A 26,697-nucleotide genomic window follows, 5' to 3' on the forward strand; every position below is an offset into this window, starting at 1 on the left:
GCACTCCATGAACATCAAGACGCTCGTCTTAGACAACTTCAAGAGTTTCGGCCGGAAGACCCGAATCCCCTTCTACGAGGATTTCACTACTGTCAGCGGCCCGAACGGCTCGGGCAAGTCGAACATCATCGACGCCGTGCTGTTCGCGCTCGGCCTCGCCCGTACGCGGGGCATCCGTGCACGCAAACTCACCGACTTGATCTACAACCCCGCCCACGACGAGGGCGACGGGGTCGGCGGCACGCGCGAGGCGAGCGTCGCGGTCGTCCTCGACAACGAGGATAGCACCCTCACCCGCGCCGAGGTCGAGAGCGCCGCCGGCACCGAGGACGTCGGCGACGTCGACGAGATCACCGTCAAACGCCGCGTCAAGCAGACCGAGGACAATTATTATTCCTACTACTACATCAACGGCCGCTCGGTGAACCTCGCCGACATTCAGGATCTGCTCGCCCAGGCCGGCGTCACCCCGGAGGGGTACAACGTCGTGATGCAGGGCGACGTCACGGGGATCATCAACATGACCGCGGGCGAGCGCCGCGAGATCATCGACGAGATCGCGGGCGTCGCCGCGTTCGACGCGAAGAAAGAAGACGCCTTCGAGGAGCTCGAAGTGGTCGAGGGCCGGATCGAGGAGGCCGAGCTCCGGATCGAGGAGAAGGAGGAACGACTCAACCAGTTGGAGGACGAGCGTGAGACCGCGCTCGAATATCAGGACCTCCGCGACGAGAAGGAAGAGTACGAGAGCTACCGGAAGGCCGCCGAGCTGGAGGAAAAACGCGAGGCGCTCGCCGACACCCGCGAAGAGATCGACGAGCGCGAAGAAAAGATCGCGGAGCTACGGCGCGAACTCGACGAGCGTGAGGGCCGCGTATCACGGCTCGAAACCGACCTCGACGATCTCAACACCGAAATCGAGCGGAAGGGTGAGGACGAGCAGCTCGCGATCAAACGGGAGATCGAGGAGGTCAAAGGCGAGATCGGGCGGCTGGAGGACAAGATCGAGACCGCCGAAGAGCGCATCGAAGATGCAGAAAACGAGCGCCGCCAGGCGTTCGTGGAGATCGACCGCAAGCAGGAGACCGTCGACGAACTCGAAAGCGATATTCGGCAGGTCAAAGTCGAGAAGTCCTCGATCGCGACCGAGATCGAGGACCTCGAAAACGATCTCGCCGAGGTCGAGAGCGAGATCGAGGCGACTGACACCGCGTACGACGAACTGAAGGCCGATCTCGCGGAGCAACGTGAGGCGCTCGAAGCCGAGAAGAGCGCAAAGAACGAGAAACAGCGCGAGCAGGACCGGCTGCTCGACGCCGCACGGCGGCGCTCGACCGAGCAGGACGAAACCGAGTCCGAACTCGACGAGGCGCGCGAGAAAATCCCCGCAATCGAGGCCGCAATCGAAGACATAGCGGACGAACGCGAGAAGGCCGCGACGAACGAGGCGAACATCGAGGACGTCGTTTCCGACCTCAAAACTGAAAAACGCGAGCGCAACGAGGATTTGGACGAGGTCGAGGAGGAGCTGCGGGCCGCCCAGCAGAAATACGCCGACCTCGAAGCCAAGACCGACGAGAGCGGCTCGTCGTACGGTCGAGCGGTTTCCACGGTGTTGAACGCCGACATGGATGGGGTACACGGCACGATCGCCCAGCTCGGCGGCGTCGATCCGGAGTACGCGACCGCGTGTGAGACGGCCGCCGGCGGGCGGCTGGCCCACGTCGTGGTCGACGACGACGGTGTGGGCGAAAGCGCGATCGACTATCTCAAATCCAGAAACGCGGGCCGAGCGACCTTCCTCCCGCTGACCGAGATGCACCAGCGCTCGCTGCCGCAACTGCCCGGCCAGGAGGGTGTGGTGGATTTCGCCGCGAACCTCGTCGACTATCCCACCGAGTACGCGGGCGTGTTCTCGTACGTTCTCGGGAGCACGCTCGTGGTCGAGGACATGGCGACCGCACGGGAGCTGATGGGCGACTATCGCCTGGTCACGCTGGAGGGCGAACTCGTCGAGAAGAGCGGCGCGATGACCGGCGGCTCGAAGAGCGGGTCGCGGTACTCCTTCGGATCGAGCGAGGGCCGGCTGAAACGGGTCGCGGATCGGGTGGCGGAGCTCGAAGAGGAGCGCCGCGAGGCGAAAGAGGCAGTACGCGACGTCGAAGAGCGGCTCGACGACGCGCGCGAACGGCGCTCCGCGGCCGCCGAGCAGGTGCGGGAGGTCGAGGCCGACATCGAGGCGAAAGAGCGCGAGCACGAGGAGGTCGAAGAGCGGATCGACTCGTTGGAGGACGAGATCGACGAGATCGAAACCGCTCGCGAGGAGGTCGACGAGGAGATGGGCGAGCTCGAAACCGCGATCGCCGATCACGACGATCGGATCGAGGGGATCGAGGACGAAATCGCCGATCTGGAGGGCGAACTCGCGGATTCGGACGTCCCGGAGCTCACCGAAGAGGCCGACGCGATCGAGACCGAGATCGACGACCGCGAGGACCGGATGGACGACCTCGACGGCCGGCTGAACGAACTCCAGCTGGAGAAGGAGTACGCCGAGGACTCGATCGACGATCTCCACGCGACGCTCGAAACCGCCCAAAATCGCAAGGCCGAGAACGAGGAACGGATCGAGGAACTCAAAGACGAGATCGACGGGTGCGAGGACACCCTCGACGAGAAGGAGGCCGCTGTCGCCGAGCTGGAGGAGGAACTCGCCGAGCTGAAAGAGGATCGTACCGAGTTGAAGGACGAACTTCAGGACGCACGGACAACCCGCGACGAACAGCAGGAGGTGGTTGACGAGGCCGAGACCGCTCTCGAAGACCGGCGTGAGACCGCCGAACGCCTCGACTGGGAGATCGATGAGCTCGCCGCGGCGGTCGGCGAGTACGACGCCGACGAGATTCCGGACCACGACGAGGTCGAGCGCGAGATCTCGCGGATCGAAGGGAAGATGGAGGAGCTAGAGCCGGTCAACATGCTCGCGATCGACGAGTACGACGCTGTCGAGGACGATCTCGCGGACCTCACCGGCAAGAAGGACACCCTGACCGACGAGCGCGACGGGATCGAGGAGCGGATCGAGTCCTACGAGGCTCAGAAGAAGGGGACGTTCATGGAGTCCTATGAAGCGATCAACGACCAGTTCGAGTCGATCTTCGAGCGGCTCTCGGCGGGGTCGGGGACGCTCCACTTGGAAGATCCCGAAGACCCCTTCGAGGGCGGGCTGACGATGAAGGCCCAGCCGGGCGACAAGCCGATTCAACGGTTGGACGCGATGAGCGGCGGCGAGAAATCACTCACCGCGCTCGCGTTTATCTTCGCGATCCAGCGCCACAACCCCGCGCCGTTCTACGCGCTCGACGAGATCGACGCCTTCCTCGACGCGGCCAACGCCGAGCGGGTGGGCGAGCTGGTCGACGAGCTCGCGAGCGAGGCCCAGTTCATCGTCGTCTCGCACCGCTCGGCGATGCTCGAACGCTCCGAGCGCGCGATCGGGGTCACGATGCAGGGCGACAACGTCTCGGCGGTGACGGGGATCGAGCTCGGAGCCCAGGAGGCCCCTGCGGATGACTGACACGCCCGATCCGCTGGCATCGGCGGGCGTCGGGTCGCCTGGCGACGCCGTGGACGATGCTGGCGACACCGGGACCGAAGCCGATGGCGATGCGGACGAATCCGAAGAAGTCGAGCCGGTCGAGCTGCTCGTCAGGCTGGCCGAGGAGGGTGAGATCGAGCCGTGGGACATCGACGTGGTGGAAGTCACCGATGCGTTCCTCTCGCGGCTCGACGCCGCCGACCTCCGAACCTCCGGCCGGGCGCTGTTCTACGCGAGCGTGCTCCTCCGGATGAAAAGCGACGCGCTGCTCGAACCCGACGAGCCGGAGCCCGACCCCGCGCCCGAGCCGTGGGAGGAGGCGTGGGGTCCGGAAGACGGAGCGGCAGACGGAGGCGAGTTCGGCCCGGACCCGGTGGCGGCGCTCGAAGACGAGATGGACCGCCGACTCGACCGGAAACAGGCCCGCGGCACCCCCGAGACGCTCGACGAACTCGTGCGGGAACTCCGGGAGGCAGAACGCGACTCGTGGTGGAAGGAGTCCCGAACCTACGACACCGACGGCTCGCCGAAGGGCTTTCAACGAGGTACTCAGACCCTCGAATACCGGTCAGGCGACGACCTCCGGGTCGACGACGAACCCACCGAAGCCGAGGTCACGGCCACGGCCCACACCGAGGACATCGAGACCATCATCGCGGACGTCCAGCGCGTTCTCCGCAAGCAGTACGACGCCGGGCGCGAGGAGGTGCTCTACGCCGAAATCGAGGAGGCGGGCGGGTCGCGCGTCGAAACCTTCCTCGCCGTGCTCTTTCTCTCACACCGGGGCCACGTCCGCCTCGAACAGGACGAACTGTTCGGCGACCTCTGGATCCAGAACCCGGCAGCCGACACCGGATCGACCGAAGCGATCGCGGACTGACTCGATCGCTCCCCGCTGTTCCACCCGGTTGGATCGTCGGCGAATCGAACACAGAGACACTTGACAACGCCGAGATCGACTAACGATAGCAACCGGCGAAAGAGTCATATCTCTTCGAGTTGTATGGTAACATTGGCCATGACGCCAGAACGAATCCGGGAGCGCCTGGCCGAAACCGAGGACAGGATCGATCTCGACCAATTCGTCGCGGCGCTCGAATACGTCCGCGACGACGGTCGGTCGTGAATCGACGCGCCGACCGGGCCCCGACAGTCGATCCATCCCGATAGCGCGAATGCTGTCGCGCTCAGTCGAGATACTCGCCAGCGAGCAGGTCGACGCGCTCTTTCGTCTCATCGGGGATCACTTCGTTCGGGGTGTTGATCGTGCCCTCCAGCGCGTGTTCGCAGTCACAATCGCGCTCGTCGGGCAGCGTTCGGATCGCGTGTTCGAGAGTGGCGTTGATCGCTTCCTCGTTCGCGGCGGCGTTTTCGAGGACGTCGCCGAGACGGTCGTCGACTGCGCCTTTCCACACGCCCCAATCGGTGATTCCGGTGATGGTCGCATAGCACAGCTCGGCCTCGCGGGCGAGCTTCGCCTCCGGGACCGCGGTCATGCCGGCGAGATCCCAGCCCTGGTCGCGGAACCACTCCGACTCGGCCTTCGTCGAATACTGGGGACCCTCGATGCAGACGTAGGTGCCACCCTCGCGCGCGCCGTCGTCGGTGGCGGTGTCCGCGGATTCGGCGAGATGGGTGGCCATGTGGGGGCAGTACGGCTCGGCGAACTCCATGTGGACCACCATGCCGTCGCCGAAGAAGGTGTACGGCCGGTGTCGGGTGCGGTCGAACAGTTGGTCGGGAACCACGAGGGTTTGCGGCGGGAGGTCGTCACGGAGGCTTCCCACGGCGTTGGTCGCGAGCACCCGCTCGACGCCGAGCTGTTTGAGGGCGTGGACGTTCGCCCGATACGGCGCGTCGGTTGGCGAGAACTGGTGGTCGCGGCCGTGTCGCGGGAGGAAGGCGACCTCGGTGCCGTCCAGCTCGCCGACCGTGATCGGCGCGCTCGGATCGCCGAAGGGTGTCTCGATCTCCTCTTCATGAACGTTTTCGAGATCGAACGCCTCGTAGATCCCGCTGCCGCCGATGATGCCGATCATACATCGTTCGATCGCGTGTGCGCGGCTAAAACATGACGGGAAAAGGGCCATGACCTCTCCACCCCTCGATCGACCGTGGTTCGTGCCGACACTGACAGCCGATCCGATGCTGAACGTCCCAGCGACACCGGATACAGCGACGCCGCCGATCGCACTAGTGACGCCGATCCCCTGGCGCTGGCTGTGGACCTCCTCCGAGCGGTGCGCTACGGCGAGTCGACACGCCGATACGAGCGTGCGCTCCGCGACCTCCCACCAGCGGCGCTCCGAGACGCGCTCGCCACCGATGACCGCCGGCTCGCCTTCTGGCTCAACGTCTACAACGCCCACGTCCAGCTCCTGCTCGACGCCGCGCCCGAACAGTACGAGGACCGGCGACGGTTTTTCCGTGCGGAGGTGGTCGCGGTCGCAGGCCACGAACTGAGCCTCGACGACATCGAACACGGCCTCCTCCGGCGCTTACGACACTCGCTGGGCCTCGGCTACCTCCCGCGGCGAGCCGACGCGTTCGAACGCGCTCACCGCCTCGACAGTCGCGACTCGCGGATCCACTTCGCGCTCAACTGCGGGGCCGCGAGCTGTCCTCCGATCCTCGCGTACGACCACGAGACGATCGACGACCAGCTCGACACCGCGACGGCGGGGTTTCTGGAGACGGAAGTCGCGCACGATGCCGACCAGGGCGTGGTTCGCGTGCCGCGACACATGCTGTGGTATCACGGCGACTTCGGTGGCCGACGCGGGATCCGCTCGCTGCTCCGCGAACACGTAGTCATTCCTGGCGACGCGACGCCCGCGATCCGGTACCAGTCGTACGACTGGTCGCTCGCGCTCGGGCGATTCGCGGGCTCGCAATCGGACGGCTCAGACACACCACGCGAGTAGCTGAACGACGACGAGCGCCACCATCGCGGCGACGCTCGGGAACGGCACTCGACGCTCGGTGTAGCCTGTCGCCCCCCACACCGACACCGGCAAGACGACCAGGCTCGCCGCCGCGACGACGGCCGGAAGCACGCTGCCCGCCAGTACGGGCAGGGACCCGAACGCCAGGCAGACCGCCCCGACGTACAACAGCCTGAGCTGTCGCGGCGACCACCGCGTGACGAGCGTCCGCTTCCCGACGGCAGCGTCGGCATGGCGGTCGGGCCACTGGGTGGCCAGGAGGTTGGCGAACACGAGCAGGAAGAACGGGAGGCACGCGAGCAGCGTTCGCCAAACAGGGCCGTCGAGAACGGCCGCGCCGTACGCCGGAAGGACGAGACCGCCGAGCGCGGCGTTGTCGAGTTCGCCCCAACCGCGCCACGCGAGTCGGAGCGGCCCGACCGAATACTGCCAGCCGAACCAGGCGATGACCGTGAGCAGGGCGAGCGCAGGGTGAGAAAGAACGCCGAGAGTGGTCCCGGCCACCGCAGCGACCATTCCGATGGCGAGCGTCGCAATGCCAGCGTAGAGCGCGAGGTATTGAGAAAGGCCCGTCCGAGCGAGCGCGCCGCTTCCACCCGAAAACGGCGTTCGTTCGGTCAGTGCGTCGGTCTCGTGGTCGGCGTACTCGTTGGCGTAGTGGACGCTCGCGGCGACGGCGAGCAGCGCCGCGCCGCCGACCGCGAGCCTCACGACATCGAGTGACGCCCCACTCGACAGCGCGATCTTCGCGCCGAGCGCGTAGACGACGAGCACTAGGAGGAGCTGTGCGGGGCGGCTCATCTTCCAGCACGCCCAGAACTGCGCTCGGAGCCGCGAAGTCGTCAGTCGACGAGTCGCCACTCGTCGGTATCGGTGGGTTCGATCACGTCACGGCGGTGCATCTCAGCCAGCACCTCGCCCAACCGATTTGGCTGGGCGACCTCCATCCCGATCCGATCGAGGTCGTGGTGGTCGGCGAGGAGGGCGCGGATCGTCTCGGTCGAGACCGTCTCGCGGTCGGTACGATCCATGACGCCGCTCACGAGCTCGATCATGTCCTCGATGAAGTTCCACGGGTAGACGATCCACGCCCACTCGTCGAGGCGCTCGCCGACGTAGTCGGGTTCGAACTCGCTGGTTCCCAGGAGTTGGAGGGTCGCGGTGCGGACGCCGTCGGGATCGCGGTCGAGAACGTACTCGTGGGCGTGTTCGATCGACCCGCCGGTGTCGGCGATGTCGTCGATGATGAGCACGTCCTTGCCCGCGACGGAGCCCTCGGGCATCGGGTACCTGACCTCGGGCTCGCCGCTTTTGGCGGCGGTACCGACGTAGTGCTCCATCTTCAGACTGGTGAGGTCGTCGAGCCCGAGGAAATCACACAGACACCGGCCCGCGAACCAACCGCCGCGGGCGAGCGCGACGACCACCTCCGGTTCGAACCCCGAGCGCTTGACCTGGTCGGCGACCGCCCGACACCGACCGTAGATATACTCCCAGTTGGTGACGGTGCAGGTGAAATCGTCCGGCAGTTCGGACATGGTGGTGCTCCGGCGTGATTCCGTGACCGGATCGGTTAACCCTGTCCGTCGAACGTCCATCGAACGGTCGTCGATCGCTGGTACCGACCCAGTATATAACCTCCCTGCGAATGAGCGCAGGTCTTTCATATTGTGTCGGACGAACTCCGCTGCTATGCTCGACACCGACGCCATCTTCGACGTTCTCGCCGCTCGTCGCCGACGGTACGTGCTCTACGCCCTCCTCGAGGTCGAGGACGGACTCGCGCTCCGCGATCTCGCCGGGGTGATCGCAGCTGCCGAGGCGGGCCAGCCGATCGCGGCGGTGGCTGGCGCGTGCCGCGAAGTCGCCACCGATCTCGCTCGGACGCATCTTCCGGCGCTCGACCGGAGTGGACTCGTCGAATACGATCCCACCCGCGAGCGTGCCTGCCTCGCCGACGGCCACGAACGAGCGATGTCGTACCTCGACCTCGCCAGCCGATACGAGCGCCCGCCGACCACCGCCAGCCCGGACGGCGCATAGGTCACCAGCGTGGAACGTCCGGCCGGAGGATTGAGGACGCCCGACGGCGACCCGTCGGTATGGAATCGGTCCGGGCGCTCCTGATCGACGCCTTCACCGACGAACCGCTCGCGGGCAACGCCGCCGGCGTGGTGCCAGCGGCCGACGGCCTCTCAGCCGCCCAGATGCAGGCGATCGCGCGTGAAATCGGGGCGAGCGAGACCGCCTTTCTCCGCTCGGCTGACGATGCTGACCGACGGGTGCGCTACTTCACCCCGTCGACCGAGGTCGATCTCTGCGGCCACGCCACGATCGCGAGCCACGCGTTGCTCCGTGAGGACGGCACGATCGACGACGGGGCGCACACGCTCGCAACCGACGTCGGCGTGCTCGACGTCGAGATCGACGGCGACCGGGTCTGGATGACCCAGAACGATCCCGAAATCGAAACTGTCGATCCCGACATCGAGCGGGTGGCCGCCGCACTCGGCGTCGATCCCGCGGCGATCACGGATGTCGATCTCCCGATGGCCCGGAGTTCGACCGGCCTCCCGTTTCTGGTCGTACCTGTCACCTTCCTCTCCGTTCTCGGCGAGTGCGAGCCCGACATGGCCGCGATCGAAACGCTCTGTGAGACGGTCGACGCGACCGGGCTGTACGCCGTCACGTTCGATACGCTCACCGCCGACGCGACCGCTCACGGCCGGATGTTCGCGCCAGGTGCGGGGATTCCCGAGGACCCCGTGACGGGCACCGCGAGCGGCGCGGTCGGGGCGTATCTCCGACGTTTCGAGGCCGTCGAGGCGACCGAGATGACTTTCGAGCAGGGCCACTTCGTGGACCGCCCGGGCCGTGTCGACGTCCGCATCGACGAGGATGCCCCCGCCGGCGAACGGGTGCGGGTCGGGGGTCGCGCGTCGATCGCACTCGACGGCGAGCTGACGGTCCCCGAGATCGATAAGGCCGGCGTGATCGAGGCATAAATCACGCCGGTACCGACAGAAGACTTATACTATATTCGAACCGATTTCGTTTATGGAACTCCTCGCACTGCCCGTATCGAGTGCTCTAACCGTCCTCGTTGGTCTGGGTGTGCTGGTGATCGGCTATCTCATCAAGTTCCGCGGCTGGACGTTTCTCCTCGCCGGTTACGATCCGACCGCCGTCACCGACGAGGCGGCGCTCGCCGATCTCGCGGGTGGAACCATCATCCGGATCAGTCTCGCTATCGTTGTTTTCGGGATCGTCACCGCCGTCGGAGCCACCTCCTCGCTGCTCGAAACGCTCTTCGCGCTCGCCGTTCTCGTCGCCGCTGTCCGACTCGTCTATCGGATCCGGAAGCACACGACGGTCTGATCCCGGCAGGACACGACAGCGGTCCCCATCACCTCACTACACCGGGCGACGGGAGAAGTGTAGGAACGACGTCGTCTCGGTGCTGTCGCTCGGCTGGTTCGGAAGGTTCTTTATTCACGTTCGTGAGTGTTGATCCACATGGCAGTACTCTGGCTGGACGAGGTCGGAAAGGACGACATCGGCGACGTCGGCGGCAAGGGGGCGTCGCTCGGCGAACTCGCCGGTGCCGGACTGCCCGTGCCGCCCGCGTTCGTCGTCACCGCAGGCACCTACCGCTCGTTCATCGAGGAGACCGGGATCGACGAGGCGCTCTTCGAGGCGGTCGATGTCGATCCCGACGACTCGGCCGCGCTCGCGGAGGCCCAGGCCCGCGCCGAGGAGCTCATCCTCGACACCGAGATGCCCGACGATCTCCGCGAGGAGATCGTCGAAACCTACGGCAACCTCGACGACGGCGAGGCGTTCGTCGCGGTGCGCTCGTCGGCCACCGCCGAGGACCTCCCGGACGCCTCCTTCGCGGGCCAGCAGGAGACGTTCCTGAACGTCACCGAGGAGGACCTCGTCGAGCGGGTGCGGGAGTGCTGGGCGTCGCTGTTCACCCAGCGCGCGATCTACTACCGCGAGCAACAGGGGTTCGAGCACGACAAGGTGGACATCGCGGTGGTCGTCCAGCGGATGGTCGACGCCGAGAAGTCGGGTGTGATGTTCACCTCCCATCCCTCGACCGGCGAGGACGATCTCATCATCGAGGCCGCGTGGGGGCTCGGCGAGGCGGTCGTCGCGGGCGAGGTCTCGCCCGACAACTACGTCTTCGACCGGGCGAGCGGCGAGATCGACTCGGTGACGGTCGCCGAAAAGAACACGATGTACGAGAAAAGCGAGACCGGCGAGACCGTCTCGCGCGAGGTCCCCGATGACAAACGCACCGCCCAGGTGCTCGACGAGAGCGAGATCCACAGGCTAGTCGAACTGGGCGAGCGCGTCGAGGACCACTACGGCGAGCCCCAGGACGTCGAGTGGGCAGTTTTCGACGGCGAGGTGTTCATGCTCCAGTCGCGGCCGATCACGACGATCACCGAGGCCGACGAGTCAGGGGCGGAAGCCGGCGGGGCCGAGGCAGGCGTCGCCGACGGTGGCGGTGACGACACGACGGCCGAGGAGGTGCTGCTCACGGGGCTCGGTGCGAGCCCCGGCGTGGCGAGCGGCTCGGTCCGGATCGTCGGGACGCTCGACCAGCTCGACAAGGTCGAGGAGGGCGACATCATCGTGACCGAGATGACCACGCCCGACATGGTGCCTGCGATGAAGCGCGCGGGCGGGATCGTGACCGACGAGGGTGGGATGACCTCCCACGCCGCCATCGTCTCGCGCGAGCTCGGTGTGCCCGCGGTCGTGGGTTCACAGAGCGCGACTGGAACCCTCGAAGACGGCCAACTCGTCACCATTGACGGGGACAAGGGCTCGATCCGCGAGGGCCGGACCGCGAACGGCGAGCGCGACGCCGTCGAGGAAGTCCGCCCGCAGTCCCCGGTCAAACCGATGACCGCGACCGAGGTGAAGGTCAACGTCTCGATCCCCGAAGCCGCCGAACGCGCGGCCGCGACCGGCGCGGACGGGGTCGGACTGCTCCGCCTGGAGCACATGATCCTCTCGACGAACAAGACCCCCGAGAAGTACATCGCGGACCACGGCGAGGACGCCTATATCGACGAGATCGTCGAGGGCGTCCGGCGGTCGGCCGACGAGTTCTACCCCCGGCCGGTGCGGGTGCGCACGCTCGACGCACCGACCGACGAGTTCCGCCAGCTCCAGGGCGGCGGCGACGAGCCCGACGAGCACAACCCCATGTTGGGGTATCGGGGCATCCGCCGGAGCCTCGACACACCCGACGTGTTCGTCCACGAGCTCGAAGCGTTCCGCCGGCTGTACGAGATGGGCTACGACAACGTCGAGATCATGTTCCCGCTCGTGAACGACGTCGAGGACGTCCGGGCGGCGCGCGATCTGCTTGAAGAAGCGAACATCGATATCGACAAGCGGTCATGGGGCGTCATGATCGAGACGCCCGCGAGCGCGCTGTGTGTCGAGGAGATGGCGGAGGCCGGGATCGACTTCGCCTCCTTCGGCACCAACGACCTCACCCAGTACACCCTCGCGGTCGACCGGAACAACGGCCAGGTCGCCGACCGGTTCGACGAGCTCCACCCCGCGGTGCTCGAACTCATCGCCGAGACGATCGAAACGTGTCGTGAGAACGACGTCGAGACGAGTATCTGTGGCCAGGCCGGCTCGAAACCCGAAATGGTCGATTTCCTCGTCAACGAGGGTGTCTCCTCGATTTCGGCGAACATCGACGCCGTCCGTGACGTCCAGCACGAGGTCAAGCGGGTCGAACAGAAACTCATTCTCGACACCGTTCGCTGAGCTGGCGGTTCGATCGGTCCCGGGCGGTTTTCGGTCGCTTGGTGAGGTATCGAAGACACAACGGCTAAACCTGCCACGCTCCAGCCATGGCTATGCAGCGGGCCACCCCGCAGGAGTTCTCCCGTGTCCTCTCCTCGATGTGTACGGAACCCCATCCCGCGGCCCGCGCGGCCGCCGAGGAGTTCCTCGCGACGAACCCCGGCGACCCCGCCACCTACGAGACCGTCGCCGACCTCGAACGCGAGGCCGTAGCGACCCTCGACGAGATCGCCGGTCATCCGGATGCGGCAGGATACATCACCAGCGGTGGCACCGAGGCGAACCTCCAGGCGATGCGGATCGCGCGTGATCGCGCGACGAGCGGGGCGGCCGACGGTCGGGCGAACGTCGTCGCGCCCGCGAGCGTCCATTTCAGTTTTCAGAAGGCCGCCGCCGTGCTCGGTCTCGAACTCCGGACCGCACCGCTCGCTGACGACTACCGGGCCGACCCCGAGGTGATGGGCGAACTCGTCGACAGCGATACGGTCGCGGTGGTCGGCGTCGCCGGCTCGACCGAATACGGGCGCGTCGATCCCATTCCTGCTATCGCCGATCTCGCGGACGAGACGGACGCGCTGTGTCACGTCGATGCCGCATGGGGTGGGTTCCAGCTCCCGTTCACGGATCACGACTGGCACTTCGACCATGCCGCTGTCGACACGCTGACGATCGACCCCCACAAGCTCGGCCGTGCGGCCGTGCCTGCCGGCGGACTGCTCGCGCGCTCTCCCGATCTACTCGATGTCCTCGCGATCGACACGCCGTACCTCGAATCGGCCTCCCAGGCCAGCCTCACCGGGACCCGGAGCGGGGCTGGCGTCGCGAGCGCGGCCGCCGCGATGGACGAACTCTGGCCCGACGGCTACCGCGAGCAGGCCGAGCGCTGCCAGGCGAACGCCGACTGGCTCGCCGCCGCGCTCGACGAACGGGGCTACGAAGTCGTCGAGCCGGAACTCCCCCTGATCGCCGCCACCCTCCCCGAGAGCGAGTTCGACGCGCTCCGTGAGGGCGGCTGGCGGATCGCGCGCACGGCGACGGGCGACCTCCGGGTGGTCTGTATGCCCCACGTCACTCGCGGGACGCTCGAGCGGTTCGTGACCGATCTCGATCGCGTCGAATAACACCACACTTAGGACGCGCGAGTGTGGATTCCCGCTCGTGTCATTCCCCCTGGCCGCGGAGTGGCTGCTTCTCACGGATTCTGCGGCCGGGACGATCGTGCCGCTGCAGTTCGGCGGGCTAGAGGAAGCGGTCGAGACCGCGACGGGCCCCATCGGACTGTTGCTCATCGCGGCGTACTCGTTTCTGATCGCGGTCGTGCTGCCGTTGCCGAGCGAAATCGTCCTCGTTCCCGCTGCGACCGGTCTCGGATTCGGACTGCCCGAGAACGTTGCCCTCGCAGTCATCATGCTGGTGAGCGGACTCGGCAAGGCCGCCGGCAGCGTGGTTGCGTTCCACCTCGGTCACGAGGCGAGACGACAGTCCGGCCCCGTTATCGACCGGCTCCGCGAATCGCGCTTCGACGTCGTGGAGTGGTCCGAGCGCCGGACGGTCGAGCTCGCGCGGAAGTACGGCTACATCGGGCTCGCGCTCGCGCTCTCGGTCCCGTTCTTTCCCGACACGATCTCGATCTACGCGTTCACTGTCTTGGAGGAGGACTACGTGAAGTTCGCCGCCGCCACCTTCACCGGGAGCATCGGTCGCCTGCTCATCACCGTGGGCGTGCTCTCGCCGTTCTTCGCCCTGTGAACTGGAGTTCCGTCGATCCGAGATCGTCGGTGTCGGCTGCTCGTCGTGAGGAACACCGTTATGAGTCCCGCGCTCGGACACGAAGGCGTGTTCCCGACGGTCCACCACGTGATGCGACTGCGCGCTATGCGTAGCGCGTGGTGGACCCGCCGGCTCGCCGGACCGCTGACGCGGTGACGACGGGCGGGCGCAGAAACCGCGGCGCGTTCTCCGATCGTTCGCCTTCCAGTCACACCCAACACCAGTCACCGACAATGCACGTCAACAAAACCGCGGGCTTTAGGCCCGCATCGAGGTATCGCTACCCATGAGCCACGAGTCGTTCCCCACCGAGAACCCGGCGGTGGTCACGTGTGGACTGCCGTACGCCAACGGCGATCTCCACGTCGGCCACCTCCGTACCTACGTCGGCGGCGACGCCTACGCCCGCGCGCTCGAAAAACTCGGCCAGGAGACCGCGTTCGTCTCGGGATCGGACATGCACGGCACGCCCGTCGCGGTCAACGCGTGGCGCGAGGGCGTCTCGCCGGAGGAGTTCGCACTGCGCCACCACGAGAAGTACGAAGCGACGTTCCCGAAGTTCGACGTCGAGTTCGACAACTACGGCCACACGGCCGAAGACACGAACGTCGAACTCACCCAGGGGTTCGTCAGCGAACTCGACGAGGATGGGTATATCTACGAGAAGGAAATCGAAGTCGCGTGGGACCCCGAAGAGAATCAACCCCTGCCCGATCGGTACGTCGAGGGGACGTGTCCGTACTGCGGCGAGCACGCCCGCGGCGACGAGTGCGACGAAGGCTGCGGTCGCCACCTCGAACCGGGTGAGATCGAAGAGCCTACGAGCGTTATTACTGGGAACCCCGCGGAGTACCGCACCCGCGAGCACGAGTTCCTCCGACTCTCGGAGTTCCAAGAGTACCTTGGCGAGTTCATCGACCGCCTCGACGGGACCGCGAACGCGCGCAACCAGCCCCGCGAGTGGATCGAGGGCGAACTTCAGGACTGGTGTATCACCCGCGATCTCGACTGGGGGATCGAGTACCCCGGCGAGGAGGACCTCGTGCTCTACGTCTGGGTCGACGCCCCGATCGAGTACGTCGCCTCCACGAAGCAGTACAGCGAGCGTGTCGGTGCGGACGAATACGACTGGGAGGAAGTCTGGCAGGAAGATGGCGAAATCGTCCACGTCATCGGCCGGGACATCATCCAGCACCACACCGTCTTCTGGCCCGCCGTGCTCCACGGAGTGGGGTACAACGAGCCGCGTTCGGTGCTGGCAAGCGGGTTCGTCAACCTCGATGGCAAGGGATTCTCGACCAGTCGGAACCGGGCCGTCTGGGCGGACGAGTATCTCGACGAGGGGTTCGACACCGACCTCTACCGGTACTACGTCACCACCGGGACGGGGTTCCAGCAGGACGTCGACTTTTCGTGGGAACGCTTTGCCGAGCGAGTCAACGGCGAGCTGGTGGGCACGCTCGGCAACTTCTGCTATCGCTCCCTCCTGTTCGCCTACCGCAACTACGAGGGGACGCCCGACGGCGAGGTTTCGGATGAAGTCGCAGAGCGCATCGAGGATGCGATCGACGACTTCGCGGCGGGCGTCGACGACTACTCCATTCGCGCGGTCGGTCAGGCCCCCGTCAAACTCGCTCAGTTCGGCAACGAGTACATCCAGGGCCACGAGCCGTGGAACCTCGACGACCCCGAACGCGGCGCGGTCATCCGGGACTGCGTCCAGATCGCGAAGGCGATCGCGGTGCTCGCCGAACCGGCGCTCCCGAGCACCGCCGAACGGCTCTGGGACCAGCTCGACGAGTCCGGCTCGGTCCACGACGCCACCCTCGACGCGGCGCTCGACGCGCCATCCGCGAACTTCGACGCGCCCGAAGAGCTGTTCGAGAAGATCGAGGACGACCGCGTCGCGGAGCTGAACGAGGCACTCGAAGCCGAGATCGCGGCCGCCAGCGAGGACGACGCGGACGACGCACCTGATGAGATCGACGCCGAGATCGCGGCGCTCGCCGACGAACGGATCGGGTTCGAGGCGTTCCAGGATCTCGACATCCGGGTCGGCGAGATCGAACTCGCCGAAGGGATCGAGGGGGCGGACGACCTCGCCCGGCTGGAGGTCGATCTCGGTGTCGAAACCCGACAGGTCGTCGCGGGGATCAAGCAGCTCCACGATCTCAGTAGTTTAGCAGGCACCCGGGTGGTCGTGCTCGCGAACATCGAGAAGAACGAGCTGTTCGGCGTCGAAAGTAATGGAATGGTGCTCGCGGCGGGCGAGGACGCGGATCTGCTCACGACGCACGACGATAGCGTCCCCGGAACGAAGATCCGCTGATCCGTCCATAGACCACGCTCGTCCACTTCCGATTCAGAAGTTCGTCACCTTCGACTGGATACGGCCGTCGTCGATCTCTTCGGTCGCTGCCTCGGCGGTGGCGAAGTACGCCGCGAGTTCGTCCGGTCCAACCTCGTCGCTTTGATGGAGATACGCGATCTCGGTGAGCGATAGCGATTCTCCCTGCTCCAGTTTGTGCTGGAGCTGCTCGGCCGAAAGAGTCTGAAAGGTCAGATCGAGGTCGACGGTCGCGGCCCGGTCGTCTTTCGCCTCCGCGAGGTTGATCGCCTCCTTCAGTACTGTCTCGAACGCGACCTCGGTATCGTCGATCGCTTGATAGAGGAACGCCACTGCGGACACCAGGGCGTCGAACGCCTCGGTCCCCTCCATCCGGTCGAACCGCTTTTCGAACACGATCTCGCGGTCGTGGTCCGGGAGGTGCTCGATCAGTACCTCGAAGTCGAGGACGGCGTCGTGGATCCGGTCACGGATGCGTGATCGCGCGTTCCGCTCCGACTGCGCACTCGCGAACTCCGTCTCGCCACGGAGATACGCCCGATCCGCCTGACTCAGGACACCGCGTTCTCTGCCCGACATACTCTGAATCAAGTTACGCTATCCGACAGAGGTATATAAATATAACCTGTTTCGGGTTATCATCCGATTCGCTGTCAAAAAGTCTTATTCGGTTGGCGTGGTGACGAGCAGTATGGCGCGAGTGAGTGATGCGGAGGAATCGTCACCCCGGCCGTTCGAGGCGGTCGTGAGCGCCGAAACGGCACAGACGGTTGTCGGTCTCGTGGGCGCGCTCGTCGACGAATGTTGCCTCCATCTCGACGACGATGGTGTCCGGATACCGGCGGTCGATCCGGCGAGCGTCGCGATGGTTGACCTCGAACTCTCCGACGATGCGTTCGAAGCGTACGAGGCTGGTGGCGGGCGAATCGGCGTCGATGTCGATCGGCTCGCGGCGGTCGTCGGGATGGCCGATCGCGGGCAACGAGTGGCGCTCGCTCTCGATCCCGAAACGCGCACGCTCGAAATCGTCATCGACGAACTCGAATACACGCTGGCGCTCATCGATCCCGAGGCGATCCGATCACCACCTGATCTCTCGGAGACGGCGGTCGACCTCACCGGCGAGGCCGTCGTCGACGCCGACGTCATCGACCAGGCCCTGCGAGCAGCGGACATGGTCGCGAATCAGATCGCGTTCGGGATCGATGCGGACGCGAAGACTTTCTACGTCGAGGCCGAGGGCGACACCGATGACGTCTCGCTCGCGCTCACGGCGGACGATCTCGTCGACTTCACGCCGGGTGACGCACATTCGTTGTTCTCGCTCGACTACCTGAACGCGATCAATCGAGCGATCGCCGACGCTCCCGACATCGGCCTCCAACTCGGCACCGAAACCCCAATCGAGATCGGGTACGAGTTCGCCGACGGTGCCGGAGCCGTCGAGTACGTCGTGAGCCCTCGCCGAGCCGTTGAGTACTGATCCCTGCTGTAGAGAAGCTGTCGTAGGAATCACCACACACAGGGCTACAGGATGGGGACTCCATCTACAATCGGTGGCTTTTTGATGCTATTGTGTCATTCTCCGAGTATGGCCGAGGATGTCGATGTCGATCTCGAAGTCGAAGTAAACGGCGACGAACTTGAAATCGAGTTGGACCATCCAGAAGAGGCCGAAGCAACGCTCGAAACGGAGGATCTGAACATCGATGTGGAGATCGAAGCCGATGTTGCTGTCGAGCGAAAGGACGACGAGGGCGATTCGGACGAAGACGACGAGTCCGATAACTAGCCAGAGGCAGCCGTACACCACGAGTCGGGTGCCGAGTCGAACAACTGTCGAGCCGCGCGTGTCCGAGTGAATACGATACGCTCTCCATCGGGCCTGTTTCGTTTCCTGTGTGTCTGGCGGCACGCACTTCAGGCTGGAACCCGTCTCCGGCGTATGGCCGACGACTGGAAATACGCGGTCGAGGACTTCGAGGACGGTGACGACGCGACGGATGGCGGCGACGGAACCGGGATTGAGTCGGCCGACCAAGCGACCGACGTTTTCGGCGAGGCGGGCACGACCGACATCGAACCCGGCTCCCCGAGTCTCGAGAACACGCTGTTCGTCTGCCTCGGGGTCGCGGTCGCGCTGGTCGTGATCCTCGGGATCTGAACGTCGGACCCAACAGTTAATCACGCGTCGCTCTAACACACGACTATGGTACTGGCGTTCGCGGCTGGTGCGATCCCGCTCCAGGCGGACCTCCTCCTCAACCAGCTTCCGCTGGTGCTCGTGGTCGCCGGGCTCGGATTGATGGGCTTGGAGGCGCTCGCCCCTGGTGCGCACTTCGTGGTACTGGGGGTTGCGCTGCTGGTCGCCGGCATGGTCGGGGTGGCGCTCGGTGCTCTCGGTCTCGGCGGCGTGATACTGGCAGCCATCCTCGCCGCGGTCGTGGTTGCCAGCGGTGCGGGGACCCTGTACGCCTATCGAAAGTTCGATTTCTACGGCGGGAAGAACATGGCCCAAACCACGGACTCGGACTCGCTCCGCGGGAAGTCGGGCCGGGTCACCGAGCGCGTGACCCACTCGGGTGGCCAGGTCAAACTCGACGGTGGCGGATTCAATCCTTACTATGCCGCGCGCGCTCTCGACGGCGAGATCCCCGAAGGCGAACCCGTGATGGTCACCGACCCCGGCGGCGGCAACGTCGTCACCGTCGAGTCGCTCTCGGCGATCGAGGGCGACATCGAACGCGAACTCGCCCAGGGCCGCGAGGAGGAACCCGACGACGAGCGCGAGCACGAAACCGCGTGAATCGGCGTCACCGCCGGTCCCGGCTATCGTTTTTCCCCGACCGAACCCTTATGTCCCCGTCTTCCTAACTCAAGCTGGATGACACTCGTTCCGCTCCAGGCCGGGCTCACGCTCGCCCCGGCGATCGTGGTACTGTTAGTGCTGGCGGTCGCGATCATCACCGTCTACAGCGCGGTGGAGATCGTCAACGCCTACGAGAAACGTGCGCTCACGGTGCTCGGCGACTACCGGAAATTGCTCGAACCCGGGATCAACTTCGTCCCGCCGTTCGTCAACAACACCTACCCGTTCGACATGCGGACCCAGACCCTCGACGTCCCGCGCCAGGAAGCCATCACGCGCGACAACTCGCCCGTGACGGCGGACGCGGTCGTCTACATCAAGGTGATGGACGCGAAGAAGGCGTTCCTCGAAGTCGACGACTACAAGCGCGCGGTCTCGAATCTCGCCCAGACCACGCTGCGAGCGGTCCTGGGTGACATGGACTTGGACGACACGCTGAGCAAGCGCTCGGAGATCAACGGCCGCATCCGGAAGGAACTCGACGAGCCGACCGACGAGTGGGGCGTCCGAGTCGAGTCGGTCGAAGTCCGCGAAGTGAACCCCTCGGCGGACGTCCAGCAGGCGATGGAGCAGCAGACCTCCGCCGAGCGACGTCGCCGTGCGATGATCCTCGAAGCCCAGGGTGAACGCCGGAGTGCGGTCGAGAGTGCGGAGGGTGAAAAGCAGTCGAACATCATCCGTGCGCAGGGTGAAAAGCAGAGCCAGATCCTCGAAGCCCAGGGTGATGCGGTCTCCACAGTACTGCGCGCGAAATCCGCCGAGTCGATGGGCGAGCGTGCGGTGATCGACAAGGGGATGGAGACCCTCGAATCGATCGGTCAGGGCGAATCGACGACGTTCGTCCTGCCCCAGGAGCTCTCCTCGATGCTCGGTCGGTACGGCAAGCATCTCACCGGCAGCGACGTCCGCGAGGACGGCCAGGACCTCGACAGCCTCGACTTCGACGAGGAGACCCGCGAGCTGATCGGGCTCGACGACATCGACGAGATCATCGGCAACATCGACGAGGACGCCGAACTCGACATCGAGGCGATGGAACAAGAGGCCGAAGCGATCAAAACCGGGGAGGCGACCGGCGACATCCAGGACCCCGATCAGGTCATCGCGGAGATGGACGAACCCAGCGGTACGACGAGCGACACCGGTGGCACCGAACGCCCTGAAGGGACCGAAACGGGCAGCACCGAGGAGAGCGAGGTCGAGTCGGAACCCAACTGATCAGAGTCGTTTTGGCGGTCGAGACGGTAGCACGCACGGTCGAAGGGGTTTTTAGGGAGGTACCCCCAAGGAGTCACAATGGCCGAGCGCGAGGTCGACGAACAGAAGCGGTCCACGCTCCGGCGCTTCGCCGCGCTCGGAGCGGTCGGCCCGTTTACACACCTCGCAAGCGACAACGACAACGACGCCCGGAGCGGTATTGCGGGCTACCTCGCCGCGACGCCCGGCGCACACTTCTCGAAGCTCCGTGACGACCTCGATCTCGGTACCGGCGAGACCCAACACCACCTCCGCCGGCTCCGCGAGGAGACGACGATCGAGAGCCGACGCGACGGCGACTACCGACGGTATTTCCCCGCGAACGAGTTCGACGAGTTCGAACAGGTCGCGCTCGGGTATCTCCGTCGTGAGACGCCACGCGGGATGGTGCGCGCGCTGCTGGCCGATCCCGACGCGACCGCGAGCGGTCTCGCGAGCGAACTCGGGGTCTCGCGGCCCACGGTGAGCAAACACGCCGCCGACCTCGAACGCGCGGGACTGCTCTCGCGCGCCGACGGCTACGCTCTCGTCCGGCCGGAGCTCCTCCTGACGCTGCTCGTGCGATACGCTGATTCCTTCGACGCCGCCACGGTCCGGTTTGCGGGCGAGGCCGACCAGCTCATCCGGCTCGACCGCTGAGAAGTGAAGAACCGCCGTCTCGCTCAGTTTTCCGCCGGGGCTCGCATCCCGTTCGTGTTGAGTACGAGGACGTTGTCGGTGTCGACCGTGCCGTCGATCACGCCCTCGATCACGAGGTGTGATTTCGGTGTCGGGCCGACCGTGACCGAGTCACCGTCGTGGAACTCCCGGACCGATCCCTGGAGGTGGATCTCCGCACGACATTTCTCGGGGTGGTGAACGCTGATGAGATCGATCTCCTGGACGTTGGCGTTGTCGACGGGCTCGCCGTTGTGGGCCAGCGGAACGGTTTCGGGCTCGTCCATCTCCTGGATGTCGAGCGCGCTGTAGGCGTTCGCCGTCGGCTTGTACCCGCCTTTCGGCCCCGGGACGCCCTCGACGAGCTGGAGCGCTTTGAGGCTCTGCATCTGGTTGCGGATCGTGCCGGGGTTCCGGTCGACCATCTCCGCGATCGACTCGCCTTTGACTGCGCTCTCGCTCTCGCGGTAGAGATCGACCAGCTCCTGGAGAATCTTCTTCTGACTGTCAGTCAGTTCGATAGATGACATATATCCGTATTCGTGACACGCGTACTTAAACCCGGTGGGTGTCCGCTTCCGGTCCGGCGGTTCCGGAAGCGCCGTGGACGACACCGTTCCGATAGAGATTTGACGATCGGCCCGCCCCGTCGAGCCATGCAAGGACAGCGCGTGCTCGTCACCGGTGGCGCGGGGTTCATCGGGTCGAATCTCGCGAACCACCTCGCCGAAACGAACGACGTGATCGCGCTCGACGACGGCTACCTCGGCACACCCGACAACCTCGATGAGGGTGTGGAGTACGTCGAGGCGAGCGTGGTCGACGAGGATCTCCCGAGCGACGTGGACGTGCTCTTCCACCTCGCGGCGCTCTCTTCTCAGAAGATGCACGAGGAGAACCCCCAGCGCGGCGCACGAGTCAACGTCGAGGGGTTCGTGAACACGGTCGAACAGGTCCGCCGCGACGGCTGTGACACCGTGGTCTACGCCTCGACGTCCTCGATCTACGGCGATCGAACCGAGCCCTCGCCGGAGGACATGCCGATCGAGGCCGGATCGGGCTACGAGGCCTCGAAACTCGCCCGCGAGCGCTACGCCGAGTACTTCGCCAACCGCTACGAGATGACGGCGGCCGGGATGCGGTTTTTCTCCGTGTACCAGGGCTACGGCGGCTCGGAGGGCCACAAAGGTGAGTTCGCCAACATCATCGCGCAGTTCGCCGACGACCTCGCGAACGGTCGCCCGCCGGTCATCTACGGCGACGGCTCGCACACGCGGGATTTCACCCACGTCTCGGACATCGTCCGGGGGCTCGAACACGCCGCCGACAACCGGTTGACGGGGATCTACAACCTCGGGACGAGCGAGAGCTACTCCGCGAACACGGTCGTCGAGATGTTGAACGACGAGCTCGGCACGGAGATCGAGCCCGAGCACGTCGCAAACCCCATCGACGAGGACATGTTCGTCCACGACACGATGGCCGACGCCACGAAGATGACGGCGGCAACCGGCTGGGAGCCCCAGATCGACTTCGGAGAGGGCATTCGGCGAGTCTGCGCGCAGTACCAGTAGTCACAGCCCCAGACCGCAGCCTCAGCACCCTAGCCCCACTCACCGCGGCCATCACAGCCGATTTTTATACCGCCGCGGTCGAGGTGTTCACATGACGATCAGTACGATCGGCGTCCCGATGGATCTCGGAGCCGACCGGCGGGGCGTCGACATGGGCCCCTCGGCCATCCGGTACGCCGGGCTCGCGTCGACGCTCGACAGCATCGGTCGCTCGTGTGTCGATGCCGGCGATCTCACGGTCCCGCACGCCGAGGAGCGCGATCCCGAGGCGAGGTCGATCGAGGCCAACGCGAAGTATCTCGACGAGGTCGAGTCGGTCTGTACGCGGCTCGCCGACGAGGTCGCGTCCTCGATCGACGGCGGCGCGCTCCCGCTCGTCCTGGGGGGCGATCACTCGATCGCGATCGGCACGCTCGCCGGCGCGTCGCGCGACGCCGAGATCGGCGCGATCTGGTTCGACGCCCACAGCGACGTCAACACGCCCGAAACCACGCCCTCGGGCAACGTCCACGGGATGCCGCTCGCGGCCGCGCTCGGGATGGGCACGTTCGCCGACACGCCGTGGGCGAACGCATCCGGTCTCCGCGAGGAGAACGTCGTCCTCGTCGGCCTCCGAAGCGTCGACGAACCCGAGCGCGAGCGCATCCGTGACAGCGCGATTACGGCCTACACCATGTCCGACATCGACCAGCGCGGGGTCGTCGACGTCACCGAGGAAGCGCTCGATATCGCCACCGATGGCGTCGACGGCATCCACGTCAGCCTCGATCTCGACTGGCTCGACCCCTCTCACGCGCCGGGCGTCGGCACGCCCGTCCGCGGCGGCGTCACCTACCGCGAGGCCCACTCCGCGCTCGAAACCCTCGCCGACCGTGACGAGTATGAAGGAATCCTCCGCTCGCTCGAAGTCGTCGAGGCGAACCCGATCCTCGATTCACACAACGAGACCGCTGAGCTCGGTGTCGAACTCGCCGCGAGCGCGCTCGGCAAGCGCGTGCTCTAAAACCACTTTTTTACTTTGCTACGAGACGGCGAAGCCGTCTCGGCATCCCGAAAGAACGCTGTTCTTTCGGACCTCGCGGGAGCTTTGCTCCCGCTCAGTGACGGGAGAGCTTCGCTCTCTCGAACCACGAGACAAAGCTCCGAAGGCGAGCGAAGCGAGTCTTCCGGTGGACTGAAAATCCCCGCTCACTCGCTTCGTTCGTTCGCGGTACGACTGCTGGCACTCACCACTACCGCCCCGCCTCCGCACAGCACCGCCGAAGCCCTCGCCGCGCGCTCACTCCGTTCGCTTACGGGCCGTTCCTCCCCGTTCGTGCGTTCGGCGGTGCTCACTTCGTTCGCACCGCCCGTCGCTCGCCCTTCATCCGCTGTCAGAGAAATCTCCGACAAGCCTCGTGCTCGTTTCACTCACACGAGACGCCAGGAGAGCAAGCTCTCCTGAGCCTCGACTCGCTGCGTTCTCGTGAACCGAAGGTGAACGGGAGTTCGGAGTCGTTCGAAAGGCGCTTCGTGCCTTTCGTGATGACGAGGGAGCTTCGCTCCCTCGAACCACGCGCAAAGCGTGCTCCGGTACTCGTCGAGACGCCAGGCCCGCACCGCAGCAGCACCGCACCCGCCGCCGCACCGCCACCACCGCCGCACCGCCACCACCGCAGCGACCGCGCGGCGCGCTATCCGTGGGTGTAACCCCGATCGTCGAGCGGCTCGTCGTCAAGCGTCACACCGCTCTCGACGACCGTTCCGATCCGGGTGATGGCGACTGGTGCGGCCTCGCGGACGGTATCGAGCGCGCTCTCAGGGACGGTGAACACGAGTTCGAAATCCTCGCCGAAGAAAACGCTCAGTTCGCGTTTTTCGGCCGGATCGGCGGCGACCTCGCCGACCGCATCGGCGACGGGCAACGGCATCTCGACCGCGAACCCGCAGTCGCTCGCCGCGGCCAGTTGGTGAAGCGAGCGGGCAAGCCCGTCGCTGCTATCCATCATCGCGCCCGCGTGCGGCGCGATCGCCTCGCCGGCCGCGACGCGCGGCGTGAACCGAAACAGTTCGTTCGCGCGGTCGTTCTCACCCGCCGCGAACAGTCGGAGCGCCGCACCGCTCCGGCCGAGGTGGCCGGTCACACAGACCGCCTCGCCCGGCTCCGCACCCGACCGCAGTACCGGATCGTCGGTCCGGCCGAGCGCGGTCGTCGCGACGGTGAACTCGTCGTGGCTGTCGAGATCGCCGCCGACGTACTCCGCCCCGCACGCCTCACAGACGTCGCTCGCGCCGTCGACGAACGCCGTCAGATCAGCCTCGTCGAGTTCGGGAGCGGCGTAGACCGCGACTGCCGCCTGCGCTGAAGCTCCCATCGCGGCCACGTCCGAGAGCGACGCCCCGACCGCGCGCCAGCCCGCGGTGTACCGCGTCGTGCCGTCGGGGAAGTCGGTCGACTCGTGAAGCATGTCGGTCGTGAGCACCGAGCCGTCGACGACCGCACAGTCGTCGCCCGCGGCAGGAACGTGCCCGGCGAGGCTGTCGAGAGCCGCCCGCTCGTCCATGATCGGCGTTCGATGGCGGTGAGGAAAACCCGTTCGATCCCAGTGGAGACGAGTGATCCGTCCTTTCGATCGACGATCACGAACGCGTTCCGGAGGGTTCATCCCGGGGTCGCTCCTTCGACACCGACATGATCCGCGGCGACGATCTCAGAGCCACGCTCATCGGATTTGCGGGTGCGCTCTGCGTTCTCGCCGTCCTCGTCTGGGGCGTCGGGATCGACAAGACGATCGACGCGCTCGCGGGGGCCAGCCTGCCGGTCCTGCTCGGGATCGTGGCCATCGCGATCTGCTGGCTCGGCGCGTGGGGGATGTCGTTGCACACCGTTCTGCGGGTGCTCGGCGCACCGATCACGGTGCCGGCGGCCGTCCTCGTGTTCGCGGGGGCGACGTTTGCGAACAACGTCACGCCCTTTGGCCAGGCCGGCGGCGAGCCGGTGAGCGCGCTGCTCATCTCGCGGGCTTCCGACAGTGAGTACGAGACTGGGCTCGCGGCGATCGCGAGCGTCGACGCGCTCAACTTCGTTCCCTCGATCGGGCTCGCCCTCGTCGGACTGGGCTACTTCACGACCTCGATCACGTTCGGTGAGAACCTCGAATACGCGACGATCGCGGTGGTGGCGTTCGCGATCGTGGTGCCGATCGCGGTGGTGCTCGGGTGGCGCAACCGCTACCGGCTCGAACGGATCGCGGTCGACTCGCTCGCGCCGCTCCTCCAGCGCCTCGGCGAGCTCGTGCCGCGCCGATCGGCACCGAGCCGGGCCGCGCTCGAAGGGCGGATCGAGGGCTTCTTCACGGCCGTCGAGCGCGTCGCTACCAACCCCCGTGGACTGGTGTTCGCCCTCGTCTTCTCGACGGCGGGCTGGGTCGGGCTCGCGACCTCGCTTTGGCTCTCGCTGTTCGCGCTCGGCCACACCGTCTCGCCCGCCGTCGTGCTGGTCGCCATTCCGACGGGCGCGATGGCGAGCATCACACCACTCCCCGGCGGGCTCGGCGGGGTCGAAGCAGTCCTCGGTGCGCTCGTTCTCGCAACCACCGGCCTCCCGCTGGCGACCGTGACGGCCGCCGTCCTCATCCACCGCGGCGCGACCTACCTCCTCCCGACCGTCATCGGTGGAGGTACCGCTGCGGTGCTCGCCGACCGCTGACGGAGCACTTCTCGGTCCTGAGGCGTCCATTGGGAGGCGGTGGCGCGCGGAGAGCGCTGCAGTGTGGAAGCGCTCTCCCGTGCGAGGGATGAGCACCACAGCGAACGAAGTGAGCGAGGAGCGCAGTCGGCTGGGGAGGTGTGTGGTCTGCGGT

Annotated in this window: 25 protein-coding genes; 19 read left to right on the top strand and 6 right to left on the bottom strand. The window is 66.0% G+C overall.

Features of this window, described 5'->3' with window-relative positions; genetic code table 11:
- Positions 1-7 precede the first annotated feature (7 nt).
- Both smc and PHA81_RS10395 read left to right on the top strand, forming a co-directional pair.
- Positions 8-3,574, top strand: coding sequence for a chromosome segregation protein SMC (smc, locus tag PHA81_RS10390; protein ID WP_005039089.1), 3,567 nt, complete (start codon positions 8-10; stop codon positions 3,572-3,574).
- Positions 3,567-4,475, top strand: a complete 909-nt coding sequence (locus PHA81_RS10395) for a ScpA family protein (protein ID WP_005039086.1) — start codon at positions 3,567-3,569, stop codon at positions 4,473-4,475. Before smc ends, PHA81_RS10395 begins: the two co-directional genes overlap by 8 nt.
- A 307-nt stretch (positions 4,476-4,782) precedes the next feature.
- Here the strand turns inward: PHA81_RS10395 and mtnP are convergent, their stop codons facing one another.
- Positions 4,783-5,634, bottom strand: coding sequence for an S-methyl-5'-thioadenosine phosphorylase (gene mtnP / locus PHA81_RS10400; protein ID WP_005039082.1), 852 nt, complete (start codon positions 5,632-5,634; stop codon positions 4,783-4,785).
- Positions 5,635-5,709: 75 nt separating this feature from the next.
- Between mtnP and PHA81_RS10405 the strand changes: the two genes are divergently transcribed.
- Entirely contained in the window at positions 5,710-6,519 is an 810-nt protein-coding gene (locus PHA81_RS10405) for a DUF547 domain-containing protein (RefSeq protein ID WP_273836726.1), read from the top strand.
- Here PHA81_RS10405 and PHA81_RS10410 read toward each other — a convergent pair.
- Together PHA81_RS10410 and PHA81_RS10415 are read right to left on the bottom strand one after the other, a co-directional pair.
- Complete coding sequence (locus tag PHA81_RS10410; protein WP_005039078.1) at positions 6,499-7,341, bottom strand: prenyltransferase; 843 nt, start codon at positions 7,339-7,341, stop codon at positions 6,499-6,501. The two genes, PHA81_RS10405 and PHA81_RS10410, sit on opposite strands and share 21 nt — an antisense overlap.
- Before the next feature lie 41 nt (positions 7,342-7,382).
- Complete coding sequence (locus PHA81_RS10415; RefSeq protein WP_273836727.1) at positions 7,383-8,078, bottom strand: phosphoribosyltransferase; 696 nt, start codon at positions 8,076-8,078, stop codon at positions 7,383-7,385.
- Between the two features lie 154 nt (positions 8,079-8,232).
- Between PHA81_RS10415 and PHA81_RS10420 the strand changes: the two genes are divergently transcribed.
- The 7 genes from PHA81_RS10420 (at position 8,233) to metG (ending at position 16,480) form a co-directional block, all read left to right on the top strand.
- The gene (locus PHA81_RS10420; protein ID WP_005039057.1) at positions 8,233-8,583 is read left to right on the top strand and encodes a hypothetical protein; all 351 of its coding nucleotides are present in this window, start codon (positions 8,233-8,235) and stop codon (positions 8,581-8,583) included.
- A gap of 59 nt (positions 8,584-8,642) precedes the next feature.
- On the top strand, positions 8,643-9,545 hold the full coding sequence (locus PHA81_RS10425) for a PhzF family phenazine biosynthesis protein (protein WP_005039055.1): 903 nt from the start codon (positions 8,643-8,645) through the stop codon (positions 9,543-9,545).
- Between the two features lie 52 nt (positions 9,546-9,597).
- Entirely contained in the window at positions 9,598-9,918 is a 321-nt protein-coding gene (locus PHA81_RS10430; RefSeq protein WP_005039052.1) for a DUF3784 domain-containing protein, read from the top strand.
- A gap of 138 nt (positions 9,919-10,056) precedes the next feature.
- Complete coding sequence (ppsA, locus tag PHA81_RS10435; RefSeq protein WP_005039051.1) at positions 10,057-12,342, top strand: pyruvate, water dikinase; 2,286 nt, start codon at positions 10,057-10,059, stop codon at positions 12,340-12,342.
- 92 nt (positions 12,343-12,434) lie between these two features.
- Positions 12,435-13,502: a tyrosine decarboxylase MfnA gene (gene mfnA / locus PHA81_RS10440; protein ID WP_005039049.1), complete on the top strand. Its 1,068-nt coding sequence runs from the start codon at positions 12,435-12,437 to the stop codon at positions 13,500-13,502.
- Positions 13,503-13,566: 64 nt separating this feature from the next.
- Positions 13,567-14,130 carry a VTT domain-containing protein gene (locus PHA81_RS10445; RefSeq protein WP_241430232.1) on the top strand — a complete coding sequence of 188 codons (564 nt, stop codon included), beginning with the start codon at positions 13,567-13,569 and terminating at the stop codon, positions 14,128-14,130.
- A gap of 307 nt (positions 14,131-14,437) precedes the next feature.
- A complete protein-coding gene (gene metG / locus PHA81_RS10450; protein ID WP_005039045.1) occupies positions 14,438-16,480 on the top strand; it encodes a methionine--tRNA ligase in 2,043 nt (680 codons plus the stop codon).
- Positions 16,481-16,513: 33 nt separating this feature from the next.
- Here the strand turns inward: metG and PHA81_RS10455 are convergent, their stop codons facing one another.
- Entirely contained in the window at positions 16,514-17,077 is a 564-nt protein-coding gene (locus PHA81_RS10455; RefSeq protein ID WP_005039043.1) for a hypothetical protein, read from the bottom strand.
- Between the two features lie 112 nt (positions 17,078-17,189).
- On the opposite strand from PHA81_RS10455, the gene PHA81_RS10460 reads away from it, so the two are divergent.
- The 6 genes from PHA81_RS10460 to PHA81_RS10485 all read left to right on the top strand — a co-directional run bounded on the left by PHA81_RS10460 (position 17,190) and on the right by PHA81_RS10485 (position 21,263).
- Positions 17,190-17,981: a DNA polymerase sliding clamp gene (locus PHA81_RS10460; protein WP_005039040.1), complete on the top strand. Its 792-nt coding sequence runs from the start codon at positions 17,190-17,192 to the stop codon at positions 17,979-17,981.
- Between the two features lie 108 nt (positions 17,982-18,089).
- Entirely contained in the window at positions 18,090-18,290 is a 201-nt protein-coding gene (locus tag PHA81_RS10465; RefSeq protein WP_005039039.1) for a hypothetical protein, read from the top strand.
- A 153-nt stretch (positions 18,291-18,443) separates the two neighbouring features.
- Positions 18,444-18,662, top strand: a complete 219-nt coding sequence (locus PHA81_RS10470) for a hypothetical protein (protein ID WP_005039037.1) — start codon at positions 18,444-18,446, stop codon at positions 18,660-18,662.
- Positions 18,663-18,707: 45 nt separating this feature from the next.
- Entirely contained in the window at positions 18,708-19,304 is a 597-nt protein-coding gene (locus tag PHA81_RS10475; protein WP_005039035.1) for an NfeD family protein, read from the top strand.
- 78 nt (positions 19,305-19,382) lie between these two features.
- Positions 19,383-20,585, top strand: coding sequence for an SPFH domain-containing protein (locus tag PHA81_RS10480; protein ID WP_005039034.1), 1,203 nt, complete (start codon positions 19,383-19,385; stop codon positions 20,583-20,585).
- 78 nt (positions 20,586-20,663) lie between these two features.
- Positions 20,664-21,263, top strand: a complete 600-nt coding sequence (locus PHA81_RS10485) for an ArsR family transcriptional regulator (protein WP_005039032.1) — start codon at positions 20,664-20,666, stop codon at positions 21,261-21,263.
- Between the two features lie 23 nt (positions 21,264-21,286).
- Here the strand turns inward: PHA81_RS10485 and PHA81_RS10490 are convergent, their stop codons facing one another.
- Positions 21,287-21,811: an Rrf2 family transcriptional regulator gene (locus PHA81_RS10490; RefSeq protein WP_005039030.1), complete on the bottom strand. Its 525-nt coding sequence runs from the start codon at positions 21,809-21,811 to the stop codon at positions 21,287-21,289.
- Positions 21,812-21,937: 126 nt separating this feature from the next.
- Here PHA81_RS10490 and PHA81_RS10495 point away from each other — a divergent pair, with 126 nt between their 5' ends.
- Complete coding sequence (locus PHA81_RS10495) at positions 21,938-22,855, top strand: NAD-dependent epimerase/dehydratase family protein (RefSeq protein ID WP_005039028.1); 918 nt, start codon at positions 21,938-21,940, stop codon at positions 22,853-22,855.
- 91 nt (positions 22,856-22,946) lie between these two features.
- On the top strand, positions 22,947-23,858 hold the full coding sequence (rocF, locus tag PHA81_RS10500; RefSeq protein ID WP_005039025.1) for an arginase: 912 nt from the start codon (positions 22,947-22,949) through the stop codon (positions 23,856-23,858).
- A 670-nt stretch (positions 23,859-24,528) separates the two neighbouring features.
- Here rocF and thiL read toward each other — a convergent pair.
- Positions 24,529-25,398, bottom strand: coding sequence for a thiamine-phosphate kinase (gene thiL, locus PHA81_RS10505; RefSeq protein ID WP_005039023.1), 870 nt, complete (start codon positions 25,396-25,398; stop codon positions 24,529-24,531).
- A gap of 128 nt (positions 25,399-25,526) precedes the next feature.
- Here thiL and PHA81_RS10510 point away from each other — a divergent pair, with 128 nt between their 5' ends.
- Positions 25,527-26,543 carry a lysylphosphatidylglycerol synthase transmembrane domain-containing protein gene (locus PHA81_RS10510; RefSeq protein WP_005039020.1) on the top strand — a complete coding sequence of 339 codons (1,017 nt, stop codon included), beginning with the start codon at positions 25,527-25,529 and terminating at the stop codon, positions 26,541-26,543.
- The last annotated feature ends 154 nt before the right edge of the window (positions 26,544-26,697 follow it).

This window comes from Halococcus sp. PRR34 (assembly GCF_028617175.1).
In the GTDB taxonomy this organism is placed as follows: domain Archaea; phylum Halobacteriota; class Halobacteria; order Halobacteriales; family Halococcaceae; genus Halococcus; species Halococcus salifodinae.

Coding starts and splice junctions, on each gene's coding strand:
- PHA81_RS10415 (WP_273836727.1), bottom strand. CDS start 8,078: ATGTCCGAACTGCCGGACGATTTCACCTGCACCGTCACCAACTGGGAG.
- PHA81_RS10465 (WP_005039039.1), top strand. CDS start 18,090: ATGGCCGAGGATGTCGATGTCGATCTCGAAGTCGAAGTAAACGGCGAC.
- smc (WP_005039089.1), top strand. CDS start 8: ATGAACATCAAGACGCTCGTCTTAGACAACTTCAAGAGTTTCGGCCGG.
- ppsA (WP_005039051.1), top strand. CDS start 10,057: ATGGCAGTACTCTGGCTGGACGAGGTCGGAAAGGACGACATCGGCGAC.
- PHA81_RS10475 (WP_005039035.1), top strand. CDS start 18,708: ATGGTACTGGCGTTCGCGGCTGGTGCGATCCCGCTCCAGGCGGACCTC.
- PHA81_RS10430 (WP_005039052.1), top strand. CDS start 9,598: ATGGAACTCCTCGCACTGCCCGTATCGAGTGCTCTAACCGTCCTCGTT.
- PHA81_RS10490 (WP_005039030.1), bottom strand. CDS start 21,811: ATGTCATCTATCGAACTGACTGACAGTCAGAAGAAGATTCTCCAGGAG.
- PHA81_RS10495 (WP_005039028.1), top strand. CDS start 21,938: ATGCAAGGACAGCGCGTGCTCGTCACCGGTGGCGCGGGGTTCATCGGG.
- PHA81_RS10410 (WP_005039078.1), bottom strand. CDS start 7,341: ATGAGCCGCCCCGCACAGCTCCTCCTAGTGCTCGTCGTCTACGCGCTC.
- rocF (WP_005039025.1), top strand. CDS start 22,947: ATGACGATCAGTACGATCGGCGTCCCGATGGATCTCGGAGCCGACCGG.
- mtnP (WP_005039082.1), bottom strand. CDS start 5,634: ATGATCGGCATCATCGGCGGCAGCGGGATCTACGAGGCGTTCGATCTC.
- PHA81_RS10425 (WP_005039055.1), top strand. CDS start 8,643: ATGGAATCGGTCCGGGCGCTCCTGATCGACGCCTTCACCGACGAACCG.
- thiL (WP_005039023.1), bottom strand. CDS start 25,398: ATGGACGAGCGGGCGGCTCTCGACAGCCTCGCCGGGCACGTTCCTGCC.
- mfnA (WP_005039049.1), top strand. CDS start 12,435: ATGCAGCGGGCCACCCCGCAGGAGTTCTCCCGTGTCCTCTCCTCGATG.
- metG (WP_005039045.1), top strand. CDS start 14,438: ATGAGCCACGAGTCGTTCCCCACCGAGAACCCGGCGGTGGTCACGTGT.
- PHA81_RS10470 (WP_005039037.1), top strand. CDS start 18,444: ATGGCCGACGACTGGAAATACGCGGTCGAGGACTTCGAGGACGGTGAC.
- PHA81_RS10460 (WP_005039040.1), top strand. CDS start 17,190: ATGGCGCGAGTGAGTGATGCGGAGGAATCGTCACCCCGGCCGTTCGAG.
- PHA81_RS10485 (WP_005039032.1), top strand. CDS start 20,664: ATGGCCGAGCGCGAGGTCGACGAACAGAAGCGGTCCACGCTCCGGCGC.
- PHA81_RS10510 (WP_005039020.1), top strand. CDS start 25,527: ATGATCCGCGGCGACGATCTCAGAGCCACGCTCATCGGATTTGCGGGT.
- PHA81_RS10480 (WP_005039034.1), top strand. CDS start 19,383: ATGACACTCGTTCCGCTCCAGGCCGGGCTCACGCTCGCCCCGGCGATC.
- PHA81_RS10420 (WP_005039057.1), top strand. CDS start 8,233: ATGCTCGACACCGACGCCATCTTCGACGTTCTCGCCGCTCGTCGCCGA.
- PHA81_RS10455 (WP_005039043.1), bottom strand. CDS start 17,077: ATGTCGGGCAGAGAACGCGGTGTCCTGAGTCAGGCGGATCGGGCGTAT.
- PHA81_RS10395 (WP_005039086.1), top strand. CDS start 3,567: ATGACTGACACGCCCGATCCGCTGGCATCGGCGGGCGTCGGGTCGCCT.